27 protein-coding genes are annotated in these 22840 nt (G+C 59.7%); 13 read left to right on the top strand and 14 right to left on the bottom strand.

Features of this window, described 5'->3' with window-relative positions; genetic code table 11:
• Together AB1A64_RS20595 and AB1A64_RS20590 are read right to left on the bottom strand one after the other, a co-directional pair.
• Positions 1 to 963 (bottom strand): KpsF/GutQ family sugar-phosphate isomerase, encoded by a 963-nt coding sequence (locus AB1A64_RS20595; RefSeq protein ID WP_366553763.1) that lies wholly within the window; start codon positions 961 to 963, stop codon positions 1 to 3.
• Entirely contained in the window at positions 960 to 1574 is a 615-nt protein-coding gene (locus AB1A64_RS20590; RefSeq protein ID WP_366553761.1) for a ribonuclease D, read from the bottom strand. The genes AB1A64_RS20595 and AB1A64_RS20590 overlap by 4 nt, the downstream gene beginning before the upstream one ends.
• A gap of 197 nt (positions 1575 to 1771) precedes the next feature.
• Here AB1A64_RS20590 and AB1A64_RS20585 point away from each other — a divergent pair, with 197 nt between their 5' ends.
• The 7 genes from AB1A64_RS20585 to AB1A64_RS20555 all read left to right on the top strand — a co-directional run bounded on the left by AB1A64_RS20585 (position 1772) and on the right by AB1A64_RS20555 (position 8561).
• Positions 1772 to 3004 (top strand): MFS transporter, encoded by a 1233-nt coding sequence (locus AB1A64_RS20585; RefSeq protein WP_366553759.1) that lies wholly within the window; start codon positions 1772 to 1774, stop codon positions 3002 to 3004.
• 36 nt (positions 3005 to 3040) lie between these two features.
• A complete protein-coding gene (locus AB1A64_RS20580; RefSeq protein WP_366553757.1) occupies positions 3041 to 3469 on the top strand; it encodes an Lrp/AsnC family transcriptional regulator in 429 nt (142 codons plus the stop codon).
• 139 nt (positions 3470 to 3608) lie between these two features.
• Entirely contained in the window at positions 3609 to 4235 is a 627-nt protein-coding gene (locus AB1A64_RS20575) for a lytic transglycosylase domain-containing protein (RefSeq protein WP_366553861.1), read from the top strand.
• 9 nt (positions 4236 to 4244) lie between these two features.
• The gene (gene flhA / locus AB1A64_RS20570) at positions 4245 to 6332 is read left to right on the top strand and encodes a flagellar biosynthesis protein FlhA (RefSeq protein WP_366553755.1); all 2088 of its coding nucleotides are present in this window, start codon (positions 4245 to 4247) and stop codon (positions 6330 to 6332) included.
• Entirely contained in the window at positions 6329 to 7102 is a 774-nt protein-coding gene (locus tag AB1A64_RS20565) for a flagellar biosynthetic protein FliR (RefSeq protein ID WP_366553753.1), read from the top strand. Before flhA ends, AB1A64_RS20565 begins: the two co-directional genes overlap by 4 nt.
• Entirely contained in the window at positions 7099 to 8187 is a 1089-nt protein-coding gene (locus tag AB1A64_RS20560; protein WP_366553751.1) for a flagellar type III secretion system protein FlhB, read from the top strand. Before AB1A64_RS20565 ends, AB1A64_RS20560 begins: the two co-directional genes overlap by 4 nt.
• Positions 8184 to 8561 (top strand): hypothetical protein, encoded by a 378-nt coding sequence (locus AB1A64_RS20555; RefSeq protein WP_366553749.1) that lies wholly within the window; start codon positions 8184 to 8186, stop codon positions 8559 to 8561. The genes AB1A64_RS20560 and AB1A64_RS20555 overlap by 4 nt, the downstream gene beginning before the upstream one ends.
• Before the next feature lie 31 nt (positions 8562 to 8592).
• On the opposite strand, the gene AB1A64_RS20550 is transcribed toward AB1A64_RS20555, so the two are convergent.
• The 9 genes from AB1A64_RS20550 to AB1A64_RS20510 are packed head-to-tail and all read right to left on the bottom strand — an operon-like array spanning position 8593 to position 13150.
• Positions 8593 to 9108, bottom strand: a complete 516-nt coding sequence (locus tag AB1A64_RS20550) for a flagellar basal body-associated protein FliL (protein WP_366553747.1) — start codon at positions 9106 to 9108, stop codon at positions 8593 to 8595.
• A gap of 12 nt (positions 9109 to 9120) precedes the next feature.
• Positions 9121 to 9855: a flagellar basal body L-ring protein FlgH gene (flgH, locus tag AB1A64_RS20545; protein ID WP_170351888.1), complete on the bottom strand. Its 735-nt coding sequence runs from the start codon at positions 9853 to 9855 to the stop codon at positions 9121 to 9123.
• Positions 9852 to 10268: a flagellar basal body P-ring formation chaperone FlgA gene (gene flgA / locus AB1A64_RS20540; protein ID WP_366553745.1), complete on the bottom strand. Its 417-nt coding sequence runs from the start codon at positions 10266 to 10268 to the stop codon at positions 9852 to 9854. Before flgA ends, flgH begins: the two co-directional genes overlap by 4 nt.
• Positions 10268 to 11053 (bottom strand): flagellar basal-body rod protein FlgG, encoded by a 786-nt coding sequence (gene flgG, locus AB1A64_RS20535; protein ID WP_366553743.1) that lies wholly within the window; start codon positions 11051 to 11053, stop codon positions 10268 to 10270. The genes flgA and flgG overlap by 1 nt, the downstream gene beginning before the upstream one ends.
• A 22-nt stretch (positions 11054 to 11075) precedes the next feature.
• Positions 11076 to 11786: a flagellar hook-basal body complex protein gene (locus tag AB1A64_RS20530; RefSeq protein WP_366553741.1), complete on the bottom strand. Its 711-nt coding sequence runs from the start codon at positions 11784 to 11786 to the stop codon at positions 11076 to 11078.
• The gene (locus AB1A64_RS20525) at positions 11786 to 12058 is read right to left on the bottom strand and encodes a flagellar biosynthetic protein FliQ (RefSeq protein WP_058282142.1); all 273 of its coding nucleotides are present in this window, start codon (positions 12056 to 12058) and stop codon (positions 11786 to 11788) included. Before AB1A64_RS20525 ends, AB1A64_RS20530 begins: the two co-directional genes overlap by 1 nt.
• 4 nt (positions 12059 to 12062) lie before the next feature.
• Positions 12063 to 12353: a flagellar hook-basal body complex protein FliE gene (fliE, locus tag AB1A64_RS20520; RefSeq protein WP_366553739.1), complete on the bottom strand. Its 291-nt coding sequence runs from the start codon at positions 12351 to 12353 to the stop codon at positions 12063 to 12065.
• 11 nt (positions 12354 to 12364) lie between these two features.
• Entirely contained in the window at positions 12365 to 12751 is a 387-nt protein-coding gene (flgC, locus tag AB1A64_RS20515; RefSeq protein ID WP_366553737.1) for a flagellar basal body rod protein FlgC, read from the bottom strand.
• A 12-nt stretch (positions 12752 to 12763) separates the two neighbouring features.
• Positions 12764 to 13150, bottom strand: coding sequence for a FlgB family protein (locus AB1A64_RS20510; RefSeq protein ID WP_366553859.1), 387 nt, complete (start codon positions 13148 to 13150; stop codon positions 12764 to 12766).
• Between the two features lie 87 nt (positions 13151 to 13237).
• On the opposite strand from AB1A64_RS20510, the gene AB1A64_RS20505 reads away from it, so the two are divergent.
• The 6 genes from AB1A64_RS20505 (at position 13238) to AB1A64_RS20480 (ending at position 20478) form a co-directional block, all read left to right on the top strand.
• Positions 13238 to 14575, top strand: coding sequence for a FliI/YscN family ATPase (locus AB1A64_RS20505; protein ID WP_366553735.1), 1338 nt, complete (start codon positions 13238 to 13240; stop codon positions 14573 to 14575).
• 86 nt (positions 14576 to 14661) lie between these two features.
• Positions 14662 to 15498, top strand: a complete 837-nt coding sequence (locus tag AB1A64_RS20500) for a flagellar motor protein MotB (protein ID WP_366553733.1) — start codon at positions 14662 to 14664, stop codon at positions 15496 to 15498.
• A gap of 98 nt (positions 15499 to 15596) precedes the next feature.
• Positions 15597 to 16892, top strand: a complete 1296-nt coding sequence (locus AB1A64_RS20495) for a flagellar hook-basal body complex protein (protein ID WP_366553731.1) — start codon at positions 15597 to 15599, stop codon at positions 16890 to 16892.
• A gap of 33 nt (positions 16893 to 16925) precedes the next feature.
• Positions 16926 to 18377, top strand: a complete 1452-nt coding sequence (gene flgK, locus AB1A64_RS20490) for a flagellar hook-associated protein FlgK (protein ID WP_366553729.1) — start codon at positions 16926 to 16928, stop codon at positions 18375 to 18377.
• On the top strand, positions 18377 to 19387 hold the full coding sequence (locus tag AB1A64_RS20485; protein ID WP_366553727.1) for a flagellin: 1011 nt from the start codon (positions 18377 to 18379) through the stop codon (positions 19385 to 19387). The genes flgK and AB1A64_RS20485 overlap by 1 nt, the downstream gene beginning before the upstream one ends.
• Positions 19384 to 20478, top strand: coding sequence for a flagellar basal body P-ring protein FlgI (locus tag AB1A64_RS20480; RefSeq protein WP_366553725.1), 1095 nt, complete (start codon positions 19384 to 19386; stop codon positions 20476 to 20478). Before AB1A64_RS20485 ends, AB1A64_RS20480 begins: the two co-directional genes overlap by 4 nt.
• A gap of 41 nt (positions 20479 to 20519) precedes the next feature.
• Here AB1A64_RS20480 and AB1A64_RS20475 read toward each other — a convergent pair whose 3' ends face one another.
• From AB1A64_RS20475 to AB1A64_RS20465, 3 genes are read right to left on the bottom strand one after another with little or no spacing between them, the layout of a single operon-like run.
• Positions 20520 to 21167, bottom strand: a complete 648-nt coding sequence (locus AB1A64_RS20475; protein ID WP_366553723.1) for a DUF1523 family protein — start codon at positions 21165 to 21167, stop codon at positions 20520 to 20522.
• An 11-nt stretch (positions 21168 to 21178) separates the two neighbouring features.
• Positions 21179 to 21445, bottom strand: coding sequence for a hypothetical protein (locus AB1A64_RS20470; RefSeq protein WP_366553721.1), 267 nt, complete (start codon positions 21443 to 21445; stop codon positions 21179 to 21181).
• Positions 21446 to 22783 carry a DUF6638 family protein gene (locus AB1A64_RS20465; RefSeq protein WP_366553719.1) on the bottom strand — a complete coding sequence of 446 codons (1338 nt, stop codon included), beginning with the start codon at positions 22781 to 22783 and terminating at the stop codon, positions 21446 to 21448.
• Positions 22784 to 22840: the final 57 nt, after the last annotated feature.

The raw sequence follows: 22840 nt of genomic DNA, 5'->3' as shown, positions 1-22840 counted from the left end.
CTAGCCCAGACCGACGCGCAAGCAGTCGTGAATGTGCAGCAGCCCCTCGGCCTGCCCCTGTCCTTCGGGATCAACTACAAACAGCGAGGTGATCTTGCGATCGTTCATGATCGCAACCGCCTCTTCCGCCATAGCGTTTGGTGCAATGGTCATCGGGTTGCGGGTCATTACCTCTTCGGTGGTTCTGTTCAGCAACCCATCCATGTTCCGGCGCAAGTCACCATCCGTGACGATGCCCATCAGGCGGCCCGCCTCGTCGGTCACACCGACAACGCCAAAGCTTTTCTGGCTCATGACCAGCAAGGCCTCGCTCATCGGGGTTCCAACGGGCACCACGGGCAGGTCGGCATGCATCAGATCGCGCACCGTGGATAGCTGCGCCCCCAGCTTGCCGCCGGGGTGGAAAGCGCGGAAATCTTCGGGCTTGAAATCGCGGTACTTCATCAACGCAATCGCCAACGCGTCGCCCATTGCCAGCGTCAGCGTGGTCGAGATCGAGGGCACCATGCCAAACCCGCACGCCTCACCCAGCGACGGGATCAGCAGATGCACATCCGCCTGCTTCATCAATGTGCTTTCCGGCTTGCTGGAAAGGCCGATCAGCGGAATGCCAAAGCGGCGGGTAAAGGCCAGCAGGTTAACCAGCTCCGGTGCTTCGCCCGAATTGGAAATCGCCACAACCACATCGCCTTTGGAGACCATACCCAAATCACCATGGCTGGCCTCGGCAGGGTGCACGAAATAGGCAGGCGTGCCGGTGCTGGCCAGGGTGGCGGCGATCTTGTGGCCGATATGGCCGGATTTGCCGATGCCACTGATGATAATACGGCCTGGGGCCTGCAGGATCATTTGCACGGCTTCGGCAAAGTGCTCGTCCAGACTGTCGGCCAGCACGTCCAGCGCGCGAGCCTCGTCGGTGACGACCTGTTTGGCGGTTCTCAGAAAGGACTCGTTATCAGTCATGAGTGTGCAAAGATATCCGTTTCGGGCCAGCCTGCGAGGTCAAGTTTCGCACGCATCGGCAAGAAGTCAAAACACGCCTGCGCCATCTCGCTACGGCCTTCGCGGGCCAAACGCCCGTCCAGCGCATCGCGCAATTGGTGCAGGTACAGAACGTCCGAGGCCGCATATTCCAGCTGCGCGTCGGTCAGGGTTTCGGCCCCCCAGTCGCTCATCTGCTGCTGCTTCGAAATATCGACACCAATCAGCTCCTGACACAGGTTCTTCAGGCCATGACGGTCGGTATAGGTCCGCACCAGACGGCTGGCGATCTTCGTGCAGTAGACCGGCGCGGCCAGTGCGCCAAAGGTGTGGTACATCGCGGCAATATCAAACCGACCGAAATGAAACAGCTTTAACACGTCGGGGTTTTCCAACATGGCGCACAGGTTTGGTGCCTGCGTCTGGCCCTTTTCAACCTGCACGATATGACTGTTGCCGTCGCCGCCCGACATCTGGATCACGCACAGGCGGTCGCGATGCGGGTTCAGCCCCATGGTTTCGCAATCAATGGCCACCACAGGGCCCAGGTCCAACCCGTCCGGCAGGTCGTTTTTATAAAGATGGTTCGCCACGGGGTCTTCCTTTATGCGATATCGCCCCCGAGATAGGAGGTTTGGCCCGTAAACTCAACGCCATCAATAGAATGCGACAAACATGCGCGGATTTCTTGACCCCACCTGCTTTGACAGGAAAATGGAAAAGGCCGCCGTACGCCTGGCATTAAGCAGGCCCTGACGCGACGCCAATTGAAAAAAGGTCCGAACCGCCGATGCTGAGTGTCCTTCGAAACCGAACCTATCGCCATTTGCTGGGTGCTCAGGTCGTTGCGTTGACGGGCACCGGTTTGGCGACAATTGCGTTGGGGCTACTGGCTTATGATCTGGCAGGTGACGCGGCCAGTCTGGTGCTGGGCACCGCGCTGACGATCAAAATGGTGGCTTACGTGGTCATCGCCCCACTTGCCGCAGCCTTCGCAGAGCGGCTCGACCGTCGCAGGATGCTGGTGGCGTTGGATCTGGTGCGTGCGGCGGTCGCGGTCTGTCTGCCTTTCGTGACCGAGATCTGGCAGGTTTACGTGCTGATCTTTGTCCTGCAATCCGCATCCGCCGGGTTCACCCCCGCGTTTCAGGCCACCATTCCCGACGTGTTGACCGATGAACAGGACTATACCAAGGCGCTCTCCCTGTCGCGGCTTGCCTACGATCTTGAAAGCCTGCTCAGCCCTGCTATCGCCGCAGCGCTTTTGCTGATCGTCAGTTTTGACAGCCTGTTCTGGGGCACGGGGCTGGGGTTCATCGCCTCGGCCTTGTTCGTGGTGTCGGTTGCCCTGCCCTCACCCAAACCAGCCAAACGTCGTGGAATTTATGACCGCACGACACGCGGCATTCGTCTTTACCTGAGCACACCTCGACTGCGCGGATTACTTGCCCTGACTTGGACAGCAGCGACCCTCAGCGCGATGGTCATCGTCAATACGGTTGTTATTGTGCGGTCCGATTTGGGCCTGTCGGAAAGTGCTGTGGCCATAGCGTTGGCTGGCTTCGGTGGCGGTTCGATGCTGGCCGCATTTGCGCTACCCGGGCTGTTGGATCGCTTCATGGACCGCACTATCATGCTGAACGGGGCCATTTTCGGAACCCTGGCAATTGGCCTCTCTGCCATCCTGTTCGCGGCAGTGCCGATCCCTCTGATAGGTCTCGCAATACTCTGGGCCTGCATCGGGTTTGGCTATTCCGCCACGCTGACGCCTTCAGGCCGGTTACTGACCCGCTCGACCCGACCCGAAGACCGACCAGCCGTGTTTGCCGCCCAGTTCACCCTGTCGCACGTCTGCTGGCTGGTGCTGTATCCGCTGACCGGGTGGATCATGACCACAACCAGCACGGCGGCAACATTGGGCTGGATGACCTTGATCGCGGCCCCCGGGGTTGTGGTGGCCCTTATGATCTGGCCGCGTTCGGACCGGAAAGCCGTTTCGAAAGAACATGCTGACATGTCTTGAGCCCCCCTACCCCGGTGCATTACACCTTGGTGCATCATGGATCAGCTAGACCGTCGCATCATCGCCGCCCTGCAGCACAACGCCCGCGAATCGACCACCAAGATCGCCGCGAAACTGGGCGTGGCCCGGACCACCGTGCATGAACGCATCAACCGCATGGAAGAGCGTGGCGTGATCGCAGGCTATTCGGTGGTACTGAACAGCCCCGAAGACGCCCCGCGCGTACAGGTGGTCGTGCTGCTGGAAGTGCAGCAAAAGGAAACCAAGCGCATCATCAATCGGCTTGAGGCCTACCCCGAGGTCAAGCTCTGCCTGTCGATCAACGGCGAGTTTGACCTGCTACTGTCGGCTGAGGCCCCAAGGATCGAGGATCTGGATATTCTGGTTGATGATCTGGCCAAGATCCCCGGTGTGCTGCGCACCAATACCAGCGTTGTCTTCGGTCGCCGGATCGATCGAATCTGAGCGGCTGATAACCCTCTGTAAACCCTAGCAGGACTAGCTTGACCGGGACTGATTAGAACCCCGGACCGGCAGAATGCCCCATCGTTTGATCTTTGGCCTAAGTTTGCTTGCGCTATGTGCGGCGCAACAGGTCTTTGCTATGCCCGATGACCGCGGGGCAGGCATTTGCGATGCAGCCGCCAGGCGCGCTGCCCATTCCGAAGGCGTGCCGCTGGACGTGTTGCGTGCGATTGCGCGGGTGGAAACCGGGCGGTTGCGGGACGGGCGGTTGGAACCCTGGCCCTGGACCATCAATGTCGAAGGTCAGGGTTTTTGGTTTACCTCCGAGTTTGAAGCGAAGTCTTACGTCTTCAACATCTTCAAAGCTGGTAAGCGCAGCTTTGACATCGGCTGTTTCCAGATCAATTACCGCTGGCATGGCAAGGCGTTCCAATCCATCGACGCCATGTTCGATCCGGATGAAAACGCCACCTACGCCGCCCGGTTTCTGAATGAATTATACGCCGAGCTTGGATCGTGGCCCGCAGCCGTGGGAGCTTATCATTCCCGCACACCATCGCTGGCCAATGCTTACTCGAGCCGGTTTCAGACCGTACTGGCACAACTGGATCAATCCTTGCCCACTGACCCGGAACGGGCCGCACGCGACCCGTTTACCACCGCAACCCCTCTGATCCCGGTCAACCTGCCGCAACCGGGTGGCGGCGCGCTGGGGTCACTGGTTCCGCCTTCGGGCACTGCCACCGCCTTTATCTCGTTCAACTAGGAGGCACGCGTGCCCAAGATCGACGCCCGTTCCCTGTTTTCTCCGACCGTGCTGCTGGCGCTGGCGCTGATGACGGTCATCGTGATGATGATCTTGCCAATGCCCGCCTGGGTGCTGGATGTGGGGCTGGCTGCCTCGTTCGCGCTGGCGATCCTGATCTTTACACTGACACTGTTTATCGAACGGCCGCTGGATTTCTCGTCTTTCCCGACAATCCTTTTAGCCTCGCTGATGCTGCGGCTGTCGCTGAACGTATCCTCGACCAAGCTGATCATCGGAGAGGGTCACACAGGACCCAATGCCGCCGGAAACGTGATCGAAGGTTTTGCCGATTTCGTCATGGGCGGCAGTATCTTTCTAGGGCTGGTGGTTTTCGGAGTGCTGCTGATCGTGAATTTCATGGTCATCACCAAAGGTGCCGCCCGCATGGCCGAGGTCGGCGCGCGGTTCGCCTTGGACGGCATGCCGGGTAAGCAGCTGGCTATCGACAGCGACATGTCCGCCGGAGCCATCGACCACCAGCAGGCCAAAGAACGCCGCGAGCGTGAGCAACAGGAGACGACGTTTTTCGGCTCACTCGATGGGGCGTCGAAATTCGTCAAAGGCGATGCCGTTGCCGGGCTGCTGATTACGTTGCTCAATCTGGTGATGGGTTTGATCATGGGCGTGATCGTCCACGGCATGCCAATCTCATCCGCGTTCGAGACCTATGCCATCCTGACCGTCGGTGACGGGCTGGTGTCGCAAATCCCGGCGGTGATCATTTCGATCGCGTCGGCCCTGTTGCTGGCACGCGGCGGCACGCAGGGGGCGACCGACAACGCCATCTTTTCGCAGTTAGGACGGCATCCGGCGGCACTGGGAACGGTTGCCATGCTGATGGTGCTGTTTGCGCTGGTGCCCGGCCTGCCCTTTCTGCCATTCATCCTGGGGGCGGGTGTGCTGGGCTATGCGGCCTATAACGTCCATCGCAAGCAAAAGGCCGAAGCAGAAGAAGCGCTGGCCCCAACACCGCTGGAAGACACACCGGTCTCGCAGGCCATTGGCGACATTCTGGATTTGGACGACGTGCATCTGGAGTTTGCCCCCGATCTGGTCAGCATGGTCCTGAACCCCGGCACCGGGCTGGACGCGCGCATCGCCAATATGCGGACCTATGTGGCCTCCAGCTTTGGTCTGATCCTACCTGATATCCGCCTGACCGACCGCGCCGATCTGCCCATGGGCACCTATGTGGTCAAGGTCCAGGGCGTCGAACAGGCACGCGGTGTGTTGAACCCCGATCTGGTTCTGGCGCTGGTACAGGATGACCGCGACATGCTGCCCGAGGGTAATGACGTGACCGAGCCCGTCTATGGCGCCCCCGCCCGCTGGATTCTGCCCAAAGATCAAGAGGCCGCCGCGCTTAGTGGGGCCACCATCGTTTCCCCGCCCGAGATTCTGGCCACTCATCTGCTTGAGATCATCAAACAGAACTTCTCACGCCTGTTGACGCTGAAATCCCTGCGTCGCCTTTTGTCCGAGATGACACGGCTCAGCGATCCGGTTCGGGCCGAGGCTAACCGCAAGCTTCTGGACGAGTTGATCCCCGACAAGGTACCGATCGACACGCTACATGCGGTGCTGCGTCTGCTGCTGGACGAACGGGTCTCGATCCGAAACATGGCGCTGATTCTGGAAAGTGTGGCCGAGGCGCGCCTGACCACCACCCAGCCCGAAGGCATCTGCGAACTGGTCCGGCAGCGATTGGGTTTCCAACTGGTGGCCGAGATGAAACGCGAAGACGGATCGATCCCGCTGATCCAACTGGCCCCGGAGTGGGAGGATACTTTCACCACCTACCAGATCGACGCGCCTGCATCGGGTCTGGACGTGGCGCTGCCACCAAACCTGTTCAACAAGCTGGCCGATGGCGTGGTCGACAGTGTCGCGCAATCCGCCGATCACGGGCTGTTTCCGGCGGTGGTCACCTCGACCCGCCGCCGCCGTTTGCTGCGCACCATCATGCACGCGCGCGGTATAGCCAACCCGGTGCTGTCGTTCGAGGAAATCGGGCTCGAGGCGCGGCCCTCGCTGGTAGGAACGGTGCCCGCGTGATCGCGCTGCCGCCAGAACTTTTGCCCCAACTGGGTGAGGGTTTGTGGCATCTCTTTGCCGTCTTCCTGCGTGTCTCGGCCATGGTGTCGCTGCTGCCTGCCTTTGGCGAGCGCAGCATCCCGACCCGGGTCAAATTTGCTATCGCCACGGCCTTTACCCTAATTGTGACACCAGCGATTGCGGCGCCTGTTGCCCCACCCGACCTGTTGCCAATGGCAGGATTGGTTCTGACCGAAGTGCTGATCGGGATGGCCTTGGGTATGTCGCTGCGACTGTTCGTGCTGGCCTTGCAAACGGCAGGGTCGATTGCGGCGCAGGCAACGTCGCTGTCACAGATTCTGGGTCCAGCGGCGGCAGATCCTGTGCCCGCGATGGGATATCTTCTGACATTGGCTGGCCTGACACTGGCAGTGTTGCTGGGCCTGCACATCCGCGTCGCGCAATTTCTTATCCACAGCTATGCGCTTTTTCCAATGGGTACGCCGCCCCTGGCCCCGGACCTGTCGCAATGGGGGGTGCAGCAAACCGCGCGCAGCTTTGGATTGGCTTTTGCGTTGGCGATGCCCTTCGTGATCGCATCACTGATCTATAACCTTGCGCTTGGCGTCATCAACCGTGCGATGCCACAACTGATGGTGGCGTTTGTCGGCGCTCCGGCCATTACCTTCGCGGGCCTGTTCCTGTTGTTCGCCGGCACGCCCCTGATCTTGTCTGTGTGGTCCGATGCCTTGTTTGCCTTTATGCTGAACCCGCTTGAGGGTCCAAGATGAGCGGGCCCGACGACGACAGCGACAAGTCCTACGAGCCGACGCCGCAGAAGCTCCAGAAAGCGCGCGAAAAAGGTGAGGTTGCCAAGTCCAACGACCTGTCCGTGGTTGCCGCTTATGCCGGGTTCCTCATCGCCTTGTTCGCAGCCGGGCAATTCGGCGTGCAACATATGGGAAGCCTGTTTGTCGTGCTGATTGATCAGGCCGTCACAATCGCCCCCTTGCTGACCGAAGGGCCCGCCGCAAACCCGGTCGGTGGGATGGTCAACAAGGCGCTGATGTCCGTCACGATTCTGTTTGCCCTACCCGCCGCCGCAGTTCTGCTCAGCCTGATCGCCCAGCGTGCGCTGATCTTCGCGCCCAGTAAACTGAAACCCAAACTGTCCCGCATCTCGATCATCTCGAACGCAAAAAACAAATTCGGGCGCGGCGGTCTGTTCGAATTCGCCAAGAGCTTTGTGAAACTGGTAATCTACGGCACCTGCCTGACGCTGTTTCTGCGCTCCAACCTAAACGAGATTCTGTCCGCCAGCGCTGCTCCGGCGCGGTCATCGGTCATGCTGATGATGAATTTTCTGTTTCGCTTCCTGTTCATCGTCATCGCCGTAGCGCTGGCCATCGGGGTGGTCGACTATCTTTGGCAACATGCAGAACATATCCGCAAGAACCGGATGTCGCGCAAGGAAATTCAGGACGAAACCAAGGATGCCGAGGGCGACCCGCATGTCAAACAACAACGCCGCCAGCGCGCGCAGGACATCGCCACGAACCAGATGATGTCGGATGTACCCTCGGCGGATGTGGTGATCGTCAACCCGACCCATTACGCGGTGGCCTTAAAATGGGCCCGGACGGCGGGTTCAGCCCCTGTTTGCGTGGCCAAAGGCGTGGACGAGGTGGCCGCAGCAATCCGGGGCCGGGCTGCTGAGGCTGGCGTTCCCATTCATTCCGACCCGCCCACGGCCCGCGGCCTGCATGCCGCCGTCGAGATCGGACAGGAAATCGCGGAAGATCATTATCGCCCCGTCGCTGCCGCGATCCGATTTGCCGAGGCGATGCGCAAAAAGGCCAAAGGACAGATCAGATGAAACAAGCCGCGCTATCAGATCTGAAAAACGTTACCGAGGCCGTGTTTCAAAAAGAATACAACGCCCTGCGCCCCCTGCTAGAGGCTGAAGCACGCGTGCAACAGCAATTAGCGCGGCTGGACGCGCAGGTCCGGCAATCACGCCAAGACAGCGCCGCGGCCGAGGGGTACCTAGTCACCGGCACCGATGTGTTGTGGAACGGTTGGGAGTCGGCCACGCGCCGCCAGTTGAATATGGAACTGGCGCGGATTCGAGCGCAAAAGCTGTCGGCGATGGACGCACTCCGTAGGGCCTTTGGCCGCAAACAGGCCGTCACCAACCTGTCTGCGGCCCAAAAAGAGGCGCACGAACACGCCCAGCGCCAGAAATCATAACCCTTCTAAACAACGTATCACCCCGTCAGGATCAGACATCCTGACGGTTGACGCTCATAATCAAGACCTGAAACACATCATCGCCCAAATCCTTGCGCGCTGTCTCCAGCAACGCTTTGCGCAGAACACTCATATTGTCCGATTCAGTGAATGCGCCGTCAAAACCGCCAGTATTGGCGTGATCGAACATGACCTGCAAAAATCCGTCACGCAGCTTTGGTTCAAGCGAGTAGAAAGCCTCGGTCATGCCGGGGGTGACTTCAAGGCTCAGCGACATTGTGACCAACGCCGCGATCCGATCCGCATCGACGACGGGCACCACAAACTGCTTGGTCAGTTTGAGGTATTCATAGTCGCTTTTGGCGTCCTTTTTCCCAGCCTTGTCCTTTTTCTTGGCGGATTTCTCTTTGGGTTTTTCCGCCTTGGTCTTGGGGTTTTCCTGTTTTGCGGCCTCTTTCGGTTCGCCGGAGGGCGCAAACACAACGCCGGCACCGATACCGGCCCCCAGACCGATCAGCAAGAATACGACGGGTAGAAGTTTCTTCATCACATCCGCTCCTTAATACGGCAGCACGGCATCCAGGATCTGCTGACCATAACGCGGCTGCTGCACATCAGTGATCTGTCCGCGTCCGCCATAAGACACGCGGGCCGAGGCGATCTTGTCATAGGTGATCTCATTCTTGCGCGAGATATCTTGTGGGCGCACATAGCCCGTCACCAAAAGCTCGCGCAGTTCGAAATTGACGCGCAGTTCCTGCGAGCCCGATATCGACAACACCCCGTTTGGCAGCACATCAATCACTGTCGCAGCCACGCGTAACGTCAGCTTTTCCTTGCGTTTAACCGATCCTTCGCCCGTGCTTTCCGAGGCGGAATCGATCTCGACCGCGTCCGCCAGCGATGCGCCTTCCGGCAGATGATCCGCCGCGCGCTGTGGCAGGCCAAACAGGCCGACGATGCCAAGGCTTTCCGAGGCGGATCGCGAGCGTTCCGTGTCGTTCGAGAACTCGGCCTTTTCGTCCAGCTCGATCACGACCGTCAGGATATCGCCCTTTTTGATCGCCCGCTGATCGCCCAACAGCGATTGTTGCCCGCCGCTCCAAAGCGAGGATCTGTCGACATTGCGCTGCGGCTGGGTGTGCAAGGGCAGGCCCGGCCACAACATAGCGACATGTTCAGGGGAATCCTCGTTCGGAGTGAAGCTTGGCGGCTTGCCCAGGTGATCCAAGCGCCCGCAGGCGGATACGGCCAGAATGGCAAATAACAGAGATTTCGAAAGTTGCGACATCATTTTACCTCGATTTGGCCGTCGGGCCGGATAAGGCCCGTCACAGTGGTACGGGAGGATAAGTTCATGACCCGGATACGTTCCCCGGCAGCCCCACGACCCAGCGCGCGGCCCTCTGCGGTGATCGACAGCGGTGTGCGGTCAAAGATCAGGACAACCAGATCGTTGCGATCCACCAGGGCCGGTGGACCCACATCGCCTTCGCGGATCGGGCGTCCGGGATACAGCGCGACGCGGGCCTCTTGCCCGATCAGAAACTCAGGCGTAGTTATCGCGCCGGGCACCTGCTGGGCCTTAAGCTCCAGGTCAGTCGCAGAGATGATTTCCTTCGCGCGAATGGTGCGGGTCGGCACGACGATATCAGCCTGTACCGAAGCCGGCACCAAAAGGGCCAACATCAAAACCAGAAACCGCATCACCGCACCTGTGTGGTTGCGCCCATCATCTGGTCGACAGCGGAAATGACCTTGGCGTTCATCTCATATCCCCGCTGCGCCTCGATCAATTCTGTCACTTCACGCACTGCATCGACCGAGCTGTCCTCAAGATAGCCTTGCCGCAACGTACCTAGACCATCCTGGCCCGGGGTGCCGACCACGGGCGCGCCTGAGGCTTCAGTTTCCTTGAACAGGTTGCTGCCAATCGCCTCAAGCCCCTTGGCGTTCGAGAAACTGGCCAGCGTTAGCTCACCCAACAGCTGCCCGTCTGCCGTGTCGTCGAAATAAGCATAAACTTCGCCCGCAGCGTTGATCGAGATCGACCGGGCATCGTCAGGAATGGTGATCTCGGGCGCGACGGCAAACCCGTCTGATGTGACGATCAACCCCTCGGCGGATCGTTTCAGGCTGCCATCGCGGGTATAGCCCGACTGACCATTGGCCAGCGTTACCTCAAGATAACCACGCCCTTCGATGGCCACGTCCAGATCGCTCCCGGTGGCTGACAAGCCACCCTGCGCCAACTGCACTGTGACGGCCGCTGGACGCACACCCAGACCCAGCTGAATACCGGTGGGCAGAACGGTGCCGTCATTGGCGTTCACCGCCCCGGCCCGCGCCATTTGTTGATAGTGCAAATCCGCGAACTCAGCCCGGCGGGCATTGTAGCCAGTAGTGTTCGTGTTCGCCAGGTTGTTCGAGATCGTCTCGACCCGCATCTGCTGCGCGGTCATGCCAGTCGCCGCGATTTTCAAAGCCCGCATATTCAAATCTCCTTTTCACAAATCAACGCATCAGCGCCTTGAGCGCGCCGCGCAGACGTTCGTCTTCGGTTTCCAGAAAGCTTTGGCCCAGCTCATAGGCGCGCTGGATTTCCACCAGCCGGGTCACCTGCTCGACCGCATTGACGTTGGACCCTTCGAGAAAACGCTGCAGCACCACTGGGTTTTCGACCGGGTCAATTTCGCCCTCGGCGCGGAACTGCGTGCTGCCTTCACGCACCAGCGTTTTGGGATCGGCCACACGATAGACGCCGATCTGCCCCAGCAATTGCCCCTCGATACTCAGCGTGCCATCGCTGCCCACGTCGATCGACGCGGCATCGGGTGGGATGAAAACAGGCGCGCCGTTGCTGTCTAACACCCGGTGGCCATCCATCGTGACCAAATCACCCTCGGCGCTGGGTGAGAACGCCCCGGCTCGCGTCAGCCGGTTGCCCGAGGGCGTTTCGACCATGAAAAACCCATCACCTTCGATGGCAAAATCAAACTGGCTGCCGGTTTCGGTCAAAAGGCCCTGCTGCAATGAAGTGTTGCGCACCTCTGCCCGGGCCATGGACAGGGACGGGTTGCCCGGCAAGTCGCGGACAAACTCGGAAAACACCAGACCCTGCGCGCGGTATCCGGTGGTGTTGGCATTGGCGATATTATTCGCCACCAGCCGCATTTCATTCATCAGGCCCGATTGGCGGGACAAGGTGGTATAGGCGGTATCCATCAGCGACCTCCGGCGATCAGTGGGATGAGAGTTGTGGTGAAAAAAGTCACTAGCGTCTGCGTCATGAACCCCATCGAGATCCAGAACACGATGACGATGGCGATTAGCTTTGGCACGAAGGTCAGCGTCATTTCCTGCACCGAGGTCAGCGCCTGAAACAGGCCCACGATCAGGCCCGATACAAGCGCCACCGCCAGGATAGGAACCGAGGTGATGACCGCGACCCACAGCGCCTGGCGCACGATGTCATAGAAAAGACCTTCGCTCAGCATCCGATCAGACCGGCATCCGCAGGATTTCCTGATACGCCTCGACCACCTTGTTGCGGACAATGACCGCCGTTTCCACTGCCAGCTCGGTCTGTGCCAGTGCCTGCACCAGAGCGTGCGGGTCGGCCTGGCCGGTCATGGCGGCCTGCGACATTTGCTCGGAATGTTTCAGCGTTGCGGTAAAGTCCTGAAACGTGTTGCGCAGCCCTTGCGCCATGCCGGCGTGATCAGGATCGGCCTGCGTGGCCGGGCGGGCGACGGCATAATTCTGTGCCGCGGTCAGGGATCGGATATCCATTCTGGTGTCCTTTATTTTCTGAGAAGTTCCATCAAGCTCGACGACATCTGGCGTGACTGGTCGAACATCTTGAGATTGGCCTCATAGCTGCGCTGCGCCTCGCGCGCGTCGGCGATTTCGATCATCAGATCGACATTCGAGCCACGGTAATGACCGGTTTCATCTGCCATAGGGTGACCGGGGTCATAAATGCGCGACCCCTCGCGGCGATCCAGTTTGACGCGCCCGGCCTGCACCACCTCTTGCCCGTTCCTTTGCACCGTCTCGAACGGCACGGTCTTGCGGCGATAACCCGGCGTATCGGCGTTCGAGATATTCTCGGACACATGCCGCAGGCGGGCTGATTGCGCGCGCAGAGCATTGGTTGAGGCGGCTAGGGAATGAGAAAAATCGCTCATGTCTTACACTCCTTATGACCGACCAAGGCTGCTGCGCAGGATGTTCATCGAGGATTTGTAGATGGTCAGCGCGCGGTCATGCTGGCGCTTCACTTCAACGGCTTTGAACATCTCTTCCTCGACAGACACTCCATTGCCGTTGGGATCGCCTGACGGCGCAACCTCAAACTCGGCCCAGGGCTGTGGGCCGGTGGCGCCGTTCAGATGGCCCGCACGGGTGGCGGCCATCGAAACCTCACGTCCGGACTTTTCGAATGCTTTCTGGAAACCCTCGATATCGCGGGGCTGGTAGCCGGGCGTATCCGCATTGGCCATGTTGCGCGCAACTACCGCCTGCCGTTGCCCGGCATGGGTTGCCATTGCGTACGCGGTCTTAAAGACGTTCAGGTCATAGAACATCGGGGCTTCTCCCTCGATCAATTTCAATCAAGGCTTAACCCCGATTCCTTTAGAAAGCGTTTTCAGAAACCCGTTGGAGAACCCACGATGTCCGATCTCGACCCAATGCTTCTGAAATGCGAATTCGACCGTCTGTCCGCTGTGCGCCATATGGGCCGCGTTGCAGGTGTGGCGCGCGGAGTCATTGAAATACAAGGGCTTGAAGGGCAGGCGCGAATCGGTGATCACCTGACCTTGCGGCGGCGCAACGCCCCGGATCTGCCAGGCGAAGTGCTGCACGTTGAGGCCGAGAGGGTTCACATGATGCCTACAGCCGCGCCGGATGGGGTGTGCCTCGGTGACCGGGTGATTCTGGATCAGACGCCCGATTTCGCACCCGGCTTGCACTGGCTGGGGCGCGTGGTTGACCCGTTTGGCAAACCGCTGGACGGGAAACCTCTGCTTTCTGGCGCGCAGGAACAGGACATCATGCGTGCCCCGCCCCCGGCTGTGGCACGCAAGCCGCTGGGCGCACGGATGGAAACCGGTTTGGCGATGCTCAACACGATGCTGCCCGTGGTTCAGGGTCAGCGCATCGGTCTGTTCGCCGGATCGGGCGTCGGAAAATCCACCTTGCTGGCAACGCTGGCGAAATCGATGCAGGCGGATGCCGTTGTGGTCGCGCTGGTGGGCGAACGTGGGCGCGAGGTGAACGAGTTTGTCGAGCATACGCTGGGGCGCGAGGGGATGAAACGTTCGATCGTCGTGGCCGCCACATCGGATCAATCTGCATTGGCCCGCAGACGCTGCGCCTGGTCGGCGATGTCGGCGGCCGAGTTTCTGCGCGATCAGGGGCTGAACGTACTGTTTCTGGCCGATTCCGTGACCCGATTTGCCGAGGCACATCGCGAAATTGCAGTCGCCATGGGCGAAGCGCCCTCGTTGCGTGGCTTCCCGCCTTCGGTCACGCCGCTGATTGCCGGGTTGTGCGAACGCGCTGGTCCTGGCACGGCGGATCATGGCGATATCACCGCCGTATTCAGCGTTCTGGTTGCGGGATCGGATATGGATGAACCGGTGGCCGACATCCTGCGCGGGGTTCTGGACGGGCATATTGTCCTCAGCCGCGACATTGCCGAGCGCGGGCGGTTTCCGGCCATTGACCTCAGCCGTTCGGTATCGCGCAGCCTGCCCGGGGCGGCGACCGCAGAGGAAAACCAAATGATCTCGGAAACCCGCAAACTGGTCGGCAGCTATGAACAGTCCGAGGTCATGATCAAGGCCGGGCTTTATGCCGAAGGCGCGGACCCGCTGCTGGATCAGGCCGTACGCGTGCATGAGGAACTGGACGCGTTCTTTGGCAAACCCGAGCCAAATGGAATCAAAAACAGCTTTAACCGTCTGCAACTGATCCTGCGGCGGGCCAGCGCCAACCTGCCACGCTAGCGAAATCCGGACAGTTTTAAGTGTTAAGCCCACCTTAAGACCTGCCCGGCTACGCCTGTAGTTGGGTGATAAAAAAGGTGGTGGAGATGGGTGCGCAATCCAATGCGGCGCCAATCATCATCAAGAAGAAACGTGTGTCAGGTGGCGATGGTCACCACGGTGGCGCGTGGAAAGTTGCATATGCCGACTTTGTCACGGCCATGATGGCGTTCTTCATGTTGATGTGGCTGCTGAATGCAACGACTGAGAAACAACGCAAAGGGCTGGCGGATTACTTCTCGCCAACGATTCCGGTGAACCCGGTTTCGGGCGGGGGCGATGGGGCCTTTGGCGGCAACAACATGTTTTCCGAAGTGACCATGGTGATGGACGGCTCGGGCGCGACCAAGCGGCACCCGACATTTGCGCGGCAAGCGCGGGGATCGATCGGTGTGAATCCCGATGGCGGAAAAGAGATGTCCGAAGATTTCTCAACGCTTGAGGCGCAGCTTCTGGGGCATACCGGGGAAAGCATGGTGTCGGACAAGGTGCTGAAACATATCGTCACGCGCGTCACCGACGAAGGTCTGGTGGTCGAGCTGTTCGATACCGAAGATCAGCCACTGTTCGAGTCGGGGACGGATGAACCGACCCCGATGATGCGGGCGCTGGCGCTGCTGGTGACGCGATCGTCGGATTTGGTGACAAATGCAGTGTCGGTCGAAGGCCATGTCAGCGCCTCGCCCGTGGTTCTGGCGCAGGACCCCTCCTGGGATGTGTCGACCTCGCGCGCGCAGGTGGTGCGCCAACTGCTTGAGGATAAGGGTTTTGCGGGTTCTCGGCTGGACCGCGTGACCGGTCATGCCGACCGGGAATTGAGCGATGAAAACCCGATGGCCGTGCGCAATAACCGGATCGAGATTATCTTTCTGCGCGACACCTGAAGGCACAAGGATAGGCCGCATTTTAACTGTTAGCGCGCTGTTAAGGGGCAGTGCGTTAGCTGTTGCCTCAACGATTGACGCAACAGAAGGGCGTGCCTATGACGATTTCCTCCTCGCTGAATGCCGGTGTGGCCTCATTGAAGGCCAACGCTAACCGGCTGGCTACTATTTCAGACAACATCGCCAACTCATCGACCTTCGGCTACAAGCGGGTCGAGACGGATTTTCATTCCATGGTCACCTCGGGTCAGGGCGGCAGCTACTCGGCGGGTGGGGTCAGAACCACCAGCCAGCGTCTGATCGATCAGCGCGGGTCACTGGTGACGACCAACAATTCAACCGATCTGGCCGTGCGCGGCCGGGGCATGCTGCCGGTTCGCCCAAGCTCGCAAATCGCGGGTGGTTCGAATGAGATGCAACTGACCACGACCGGTTCTTTCCGCACCAATGAGGAAGGGTATCTGGTCACCGAATCCGGCTTGGTTCTGCTGGGCTGGCGCGCCAACCCGGATGGTTCGATCCCGGCGGTGCCGCGGGACACCCCAGCGGCGCTCGAGCCCGTGCAGCTTAGCGTCAATCAACTGTCCGGCGCGCCGACCACACAGATGAATCTGCGCATGAATCTGCCCGCAACAGCTACCGAAGCCGGATCGCCGGGCGACACACAACCCCTGTCGGTTGAATATTTCGACAACCTTGGCAAATCAGAAAGCGTGGATATCGAGCTTGTGCCAACTGTTCCCGGGGCCGGCACCAGCAATGAATGGACCATGGTGCTGCGCGATTCAGCTTCGGGCGGGGCGGTGATCGGGGAGTACACGTTGACGTTCACCGACAGCCGAACAGCAGGCGGCACGCTGGCCAGTGTCGCCGCCGTGTCGGGCGGGGCTTATGACCCGGCAACCGGCAGTCTTGTAGTCAACGTCGCGGGCGGCCCGATGGAGATCAATATCGGCCAGATCGGCGACGCGGACGGAATCACGCAACTGTCCGATACCTTTGCGCCCGTTTCGATCACACGCGACGGGTCAGCCGTGGGCACGATGACCAGCGTTCAGGTCGATGAAAATGGCTATGTCTATGCGTTCTATGACACCGGTGTCAGCCGCCGCATGTTCCAGATCCCGCTGGCGGATGTGCCCAACCCCAATGGCCTGACCGCGCTGGACAGCCAGACTTATGCGCCATCACGGGAAAGCGGCACATATTTTCTCTGGAACGCAGGGGAAGGTCCAACGGGTGAGCTTGTGTCCTTCGCGCGTGAGGAATCGACAACCGATATCGCGACCGAGCTGACCTCGCTGATCCAGACCCAACGCGCCTATTCCTCGGCCGCTACGGTGATTCAGACTGTTGATGAGATGCTGCAGGAAACCACCAATATCAAACGCTGATTTGGGTTTTGACCCGGAAAGGGGGCCTGTCTGATGAATTTGTCGACAGCATTCAACAACGCCGTCAGCGGTCTGACGGCCTCGAGCCGCGGCACCTCGGTCGTGTCGGACAATATCGCCAACGCGCGGACGCCCGGTTATGCCCGCAGGTCGCTGGAACTGACAACGAACGTGATTTCGGGCACCGGGGTGCGCACGGTCAGTGTGGTCCGAAATCAGGACCCTGTTCTGACCGCCAACCGCCGCACTACCGACGCGGAACTGGCCTATCAATTCGCGGTTTCCAGCTTTCATACCGGCGTCGAAGGCGTCGTGGGCTCGGTTGACGACCCAACATCGCTTGCCAACCGGTTGGCTGAGTTCGACAGCAGCCTGATCACCGCCGCCAGCCTGCCTGATTCCTCTGAACGGCTGGATCAGGTGGCCCGCGCCGGTCGTGACCTGGCCAACGCGCTCAATTCGGCATCTGAAGGCGTGCGGCAGCTGCGCTCGGACGCAGATCGCACCATTGGAAAACAGTTGGAAGGGCTGAACCAGACCCTCAAGGATATCGAGAAGCTGAACGCCAGAATCCCCGCGGTCAAACATGCGGGTGGCGATATTGGTGCCCTGCTGGACCAGCGGCAAGTGTTGATAGATCAGGTAAATGAGTTGGTGCCGGTAAACGCGGTTCCGCGGGCGAATGATCAGGTGTCGTTATACTCAGACGGCGGCCTGATCCTGCTGGAAGGCACGGCGGCCGAGTTTTCCTTTACCACCACAGGCGACACCAAACCTCATATGACAGTGGGCAATGGGCTTCTGTCCGGATTGGAGATGAACGGAAATCCGGTGCGCACCAGCGGCGACAATGCCCAGATACGCGGCGGCGCGCTGATGGCACAGTTCGAAACCCGCGATGAGCTGGCGGTTGAGGCACAGGCCAAACTCGACTCGGTCGCACGGGATTTGATCGAACGGTTCGAAACACCCGGTCTGGACCCCACCGCATTGCCTACCGATCCCGGTCTGTTCACGGATGCAGGCACCCGGTTCGATGCCACTGCGCCCGAGGGGCTGGCCTCGCGCATCAGCCTGAACACGATTGTTGATCCCGATACTGGCGGTGACAGCTGGCGCTTGCGCGACGGGCTTGGTGCAGTGGCCCCCGGCGATCCGGGCGACGCCACGCAATTGCAAGCCTTTGGCGCCGTTCTCAGCGATGCGCGGCCCGTCGCGGGGTCACCCTTTGGCACCGGCGATATGCGAGCCGCGGACCTGACCGAGGCGCTGATGTCAAAAACCGGATCGGACGCTCATACCGCCAGCCAGCGCCTGACCTTTGCCAACAGCGCACAACTGGAAATGGCCCGAATCGAGGCGGAACAGGGCGTGGATACCGACCAGGAATTACAGAACCTGATGGAGATCGAGCAGGCCTATGCCGCGAACGCGCGGGTCATCTCGGTAGTGGATGAATTGATGCAAACCTTGTTGAGGCTCTAATGATGAATTTGACGTCTATTGGCGATCTGGCGCGGGGTATGACATTGCGGACCCGCTCGACTGAACTCAGAAACGAAATCGAAACCCTGTCTTATGAAATGTCCGCCGGCAAGGTACAGGACGTGTCCGGGCGACTGGATGGAGACTATTCGCACCTGCTAGATCTGGACCGCAGCCTGTCGCGTCTGGACGCTTATCAGGTATCAACGGCTGAGGCTGGGTTGTTTACGGACGCCATGCAGTTGAGCCTGACCACGATCAACGAGTCCGTGACCGAGTTGACCTCATCCCTTTTGTCCTTCGGCACATCGAACCAAGCGGTCAGCCATGAAAACGCATCGGTTCAGGCCTGGAACGAGCTGGACACGATCATATCAGCGCTGAACACCCGCGCGGGTGGGCGCAGCCTGTATTCCGGTGCGGCCACGGATGTATCCCCCCTGCCTTCAACCGACACATTGTTGAGCGCCCTTGAAACGGAGCTGAGCGGATACGTCACGACGGCAGATATCCGGCAGGCGGCGGAAGACTGGTTCAACGACCCCGCCGGATTTGATGCGGTGATCTATCAGGGCTCGGGTAATGCGCTGGCACCGATGCAGATATCCGAGAATGAAAGCGTCACGATCCCGATCACGGCCACCGACCCCGCGATCAAGGATGCGATACGGGATATCGCAGTTGCGGCGTTAGTCTCTGACAATGCGCTGAACTTGCCGCGTGATCAGCGCACCGCCCTGTTTACGCAGTTGGGCGTCGATCTGGCCAACACCCAGAACGATGTGGTGAATCTGCGCGCTCAGGTCGGTTCGGCTGAAGCGCGCATCGAACAGGCCTCCACCCGCAACAGTGCGGCGCAGACCAGCCTGGAGTTCAGCCGAAACAAATTGATCGCTGCGGACCCCTATGAAACCGCCGCACAGTTGCAGACCGTCCAGTTCCAATTGGAGAGCCTGTATTCCGTCACCGTTCGCAATGCGAATCTGTCGTTGGTGAATTTCCTAAGATGAAGCTTTTTGTTTTCCTACTGATGTTGCTGCCCGGGATAGCATCCGCTGGCACGATCCGCCTGAAGGATCTTGTGGATTTTGACGGGGTACGGGGCAATGATCTGGTCGGCTATGGCCTGGTCGTCGGGCTGAACGGAACCGGTGACGGGCTGCGCAATTCACCCTTCACCGAAGAGATCATGTCGAACATCCTGGAACGGCTGGGCGTCAACGTGAATGGCGAGGATTTTCGCCCCAAAAACGTCGCGGCCGTGTTGGTGACCGCCAGCCTGCCGCCTTTTGCGCGGGTCGGCGGGCAGATCGACGTGACAGTGTCGGCCATTGGCGATTCCAAAAGCCTGCTGGGCGGCACCCTGATCATGACGCCGCTGAACGCGGCTGATGGGCAAATCTATGCCGTGGCGCAGGGCACGGTTCTGGCCGGTGGCACCGTGGCCGAGGGTGAGGCTGCCTCGGTTGTGCAGGGTGTGCCGACTTCGGGCGTGATCCCATCGGGCGCGCGGGTCGAGCGTGAGATCGACTTTGACCTGTCGACGCTGACGCAAATGCGCCTTGCCCTGCGCGAGCCGGATTTCACCACTGCCAGCCGGATTGAAATCGCGATCAATACGGAATTCAATCGCGCAGTGGCGATCATGCGAGATTCCGGCACGGTCGAACTCAACATCGAAGCTACCCAGTCGATTTCTACCGCCCATGCGCTGGGTCGAATCGAAAACATTCTGGTTGAACCGGAAACCAAGGCCCGCGTCGTGGTCGATCAGCGCTCGGGCACCATTGTAATGGGACAAGAAGTGCGGATTTCACGGGTTGCGGTGTCACAAGGCAACCTGACCCTGACAGTCGAGGAATCCCCCATCGCAGTTCAGCCCAACCCGTTTGCCCGCGGCGAAACGGTCGTGGTCCCCCGCACTTTTGCCGGAATTGAAGAAGAAGAGGGCACCGGGCTGGCCGAAATCCCCGAGGCAACCACCCTATCAGAGGTCGTAGCCGGGCTGAACGCGCTGGGCGTGTCGCCCCGCGATATGATCGACATACTGAAAACGATCAAAGCCGCCGGGGCGTTGCACGCTGAATTTGTGGTCCGATAAAGGACCAGCACCAGCCATATGGCGGGATCAGATACCCGCCGTCACTTGGATTTCCAGCTATCAAGCCAGCGGCGGATCCCGTTGCGCTTTTCTTCGATCGCATCACCGGCGGCATAGATTCCGTCTTCCATATTCTCAAGCATCGGGTCGATACGGCGTTGCCGGAACCGGCGCCAGCGCACCCAAATGGCCCAGACGATGGCAAAGAAAACCGTCAGAAAGATGATGTTGAACCATGGGATCAACCGCACATCGGGGCTTTCCACCGGGCGCACCGAGACCACGTTGGGGAAAATCGACATAAGCTGATTGCGCCAACCATAATGGCGCAAAACCACCCATTGCGGGTTATCCGCGGTCGACACGAGATTGGTCAGTTCCGCCTGTAGGTTCGAACTGTCGAGCTTGAAATAGGGCGGCCAGCCCCAGCCGGTATCCTCATTGCGATACACGCGCGGTTTCCCGTTCGGGCGGAAGGTTTCCACAAAACGCACATCGCGGTTGGTGGTCTGCGCGCCCTCTTGCCCTGTATCCTGCTGTGCCCAGAAGATCGAGTTCTCACCAAAATCGACGCGCCGCACCTCGGTCTTTACGATCCGCACCACATCCTGCTGCGGCAAAGTGTATTCCAGCACCGAGGCGACCAGCCCCCAGAACAAGATGATGAATACCCATTTGACATAGACCATCTATCCGGCCCTCATTTGAAATTAGTAATATAGATCAGCAGGGCAATGGCCCCAAGCGGGATGACATAGACACCCAGCAGCAGTTTCTTGCGGAACGATTTGTCATATTGCCGCATTCCCCGCTCGAGAAAAGCCTCACGATCACCGTGCAGCCCTTTTTTTTCCCAGTGCGCGATCAGCTTACGCCGACGGACGAGGCGGGAATAGATCGACAGCCCGACATAGATCACGGTCAGAACAATCAGCAGTGGAACTAGAAAACGGATTGCGACAAGCATTCAATTCCTCCCAACTGCGCCCCAGGGACCAACGCGTGCAATGATGTCATCGCTAATCCGGTCACTGCCACTCATGTCTGGCTCATGCCCGAACAACGCAGCGCGGGCGCCCGCCTTGTCCACCTGATACTCGCGCGCAAGAAAGTCGGCAACATAGGCTTTCTTGGTCTCGGGCCAACCGGCATAGGTGTTGTAAAACAGTTCTTTGTGGCAGATGAACATTTGGCGCGGGTCCAGCGGGGCCAGCTCAGCCAGCAGCATGTTCACCAGATCACGGTTCGGCGTATCGGTGGCCCGCAACGTGAAGAAATAGGCCGGATGGTCCGAGGTGATGCGCGGCCACGGACCACCATCCTTCGCCCAGCGCAGTAATTGGCCCAAACCGTGATAAGCCTCGGGCAGGCGGTCTGCGTGATTACGGGCCAGCCGCCGCATGTCGCCACGATCCAGCCCCGTCAGGTCAACGCCCGCATCCGCCGCCGCGTCGACGGTCAGGAAATCCATCTTTTGCTGCAGGATCGCGGTGGCATCCACGCCCCGCGCTTTGACGATTGGTTCTACCAAGTCGTTATAGTCAAGAAACTTGGCGATCTGATTTCGCTGCGACAGCTCGAACGTGTATTTGATCTTCAGATCGTCGGGTTTTTCGCCCATGCAGATCGCCGCCGGGTGGTCCAGATCCGGGAACAGATAGAGCCCACCGAAATGCGCCGTCCAGAAGTTGCGTTGCTCAAACGCGGTGTGGCGCAGGCGAACGGGGTTGCGGGTGACGTCGCCGGTTTCCTTGGCGGTTTCAATCATCTTGGCGATCAGAACATCATCGAACCAGGCGTCCTCTTGGGTTTTGAACTGTTCAACCATCCCTGCCAATTGCTGTGCCTTGCGCAGAGTGCCGCCTGCAGTGTCGGCCTCGATCTCGATCTTTTTGATGTTCAGTAGGTCACGCGGCGTGCTGAGTTTGATGACCGAATTCACCAACTCTCCGGCCACCGCATCGGTGGCGGTCAGGGCGAAAAGCTGCGCCTCGTTCATCTCGATGAATTCTCGCAGGATATCGCGCGAGGTCGAGAATTTGACGTTAAGCAAAGGCGCGCGTTTCTGCTCGGTCGTCAGCAGGATGAACTGCCGGTTGACCCCGTTGGGGTTGAGGTAGAGCTCATCCTCCAGCTCAATCCCCACCTCCGGCGAATAGCCCGAGATATCCACATGGAAATCCGTCAGCGCCGTGGTCTTGCCCGCCAGATGCTGCAACGCGCGGTTATACCGCTCGATCAGAGCCGGGCTGGAGATGTGGACGAGGTTGCCAAACATCAGGCCTTTTTCGATGAGGCGGATCATGAGACGTCACCGATCCATTTGCTAGATCGCAGACGTTGTCGGTCTAAAAATGCCATC

The sequence above is a fragment of the Ruegeria sp. ANG10 genome (genome assembly GCF_040705255.1).
Taxonomy (GTDB): domain Bacteria; phylum Pseudomonadota; class Alphaproteobacteria; order Rhodobacterales; family Rhodobacteraceae; genus Ruegeria.
This window is presented reverse-complemented; position numbering and strand designations above follow the sequence as displayed.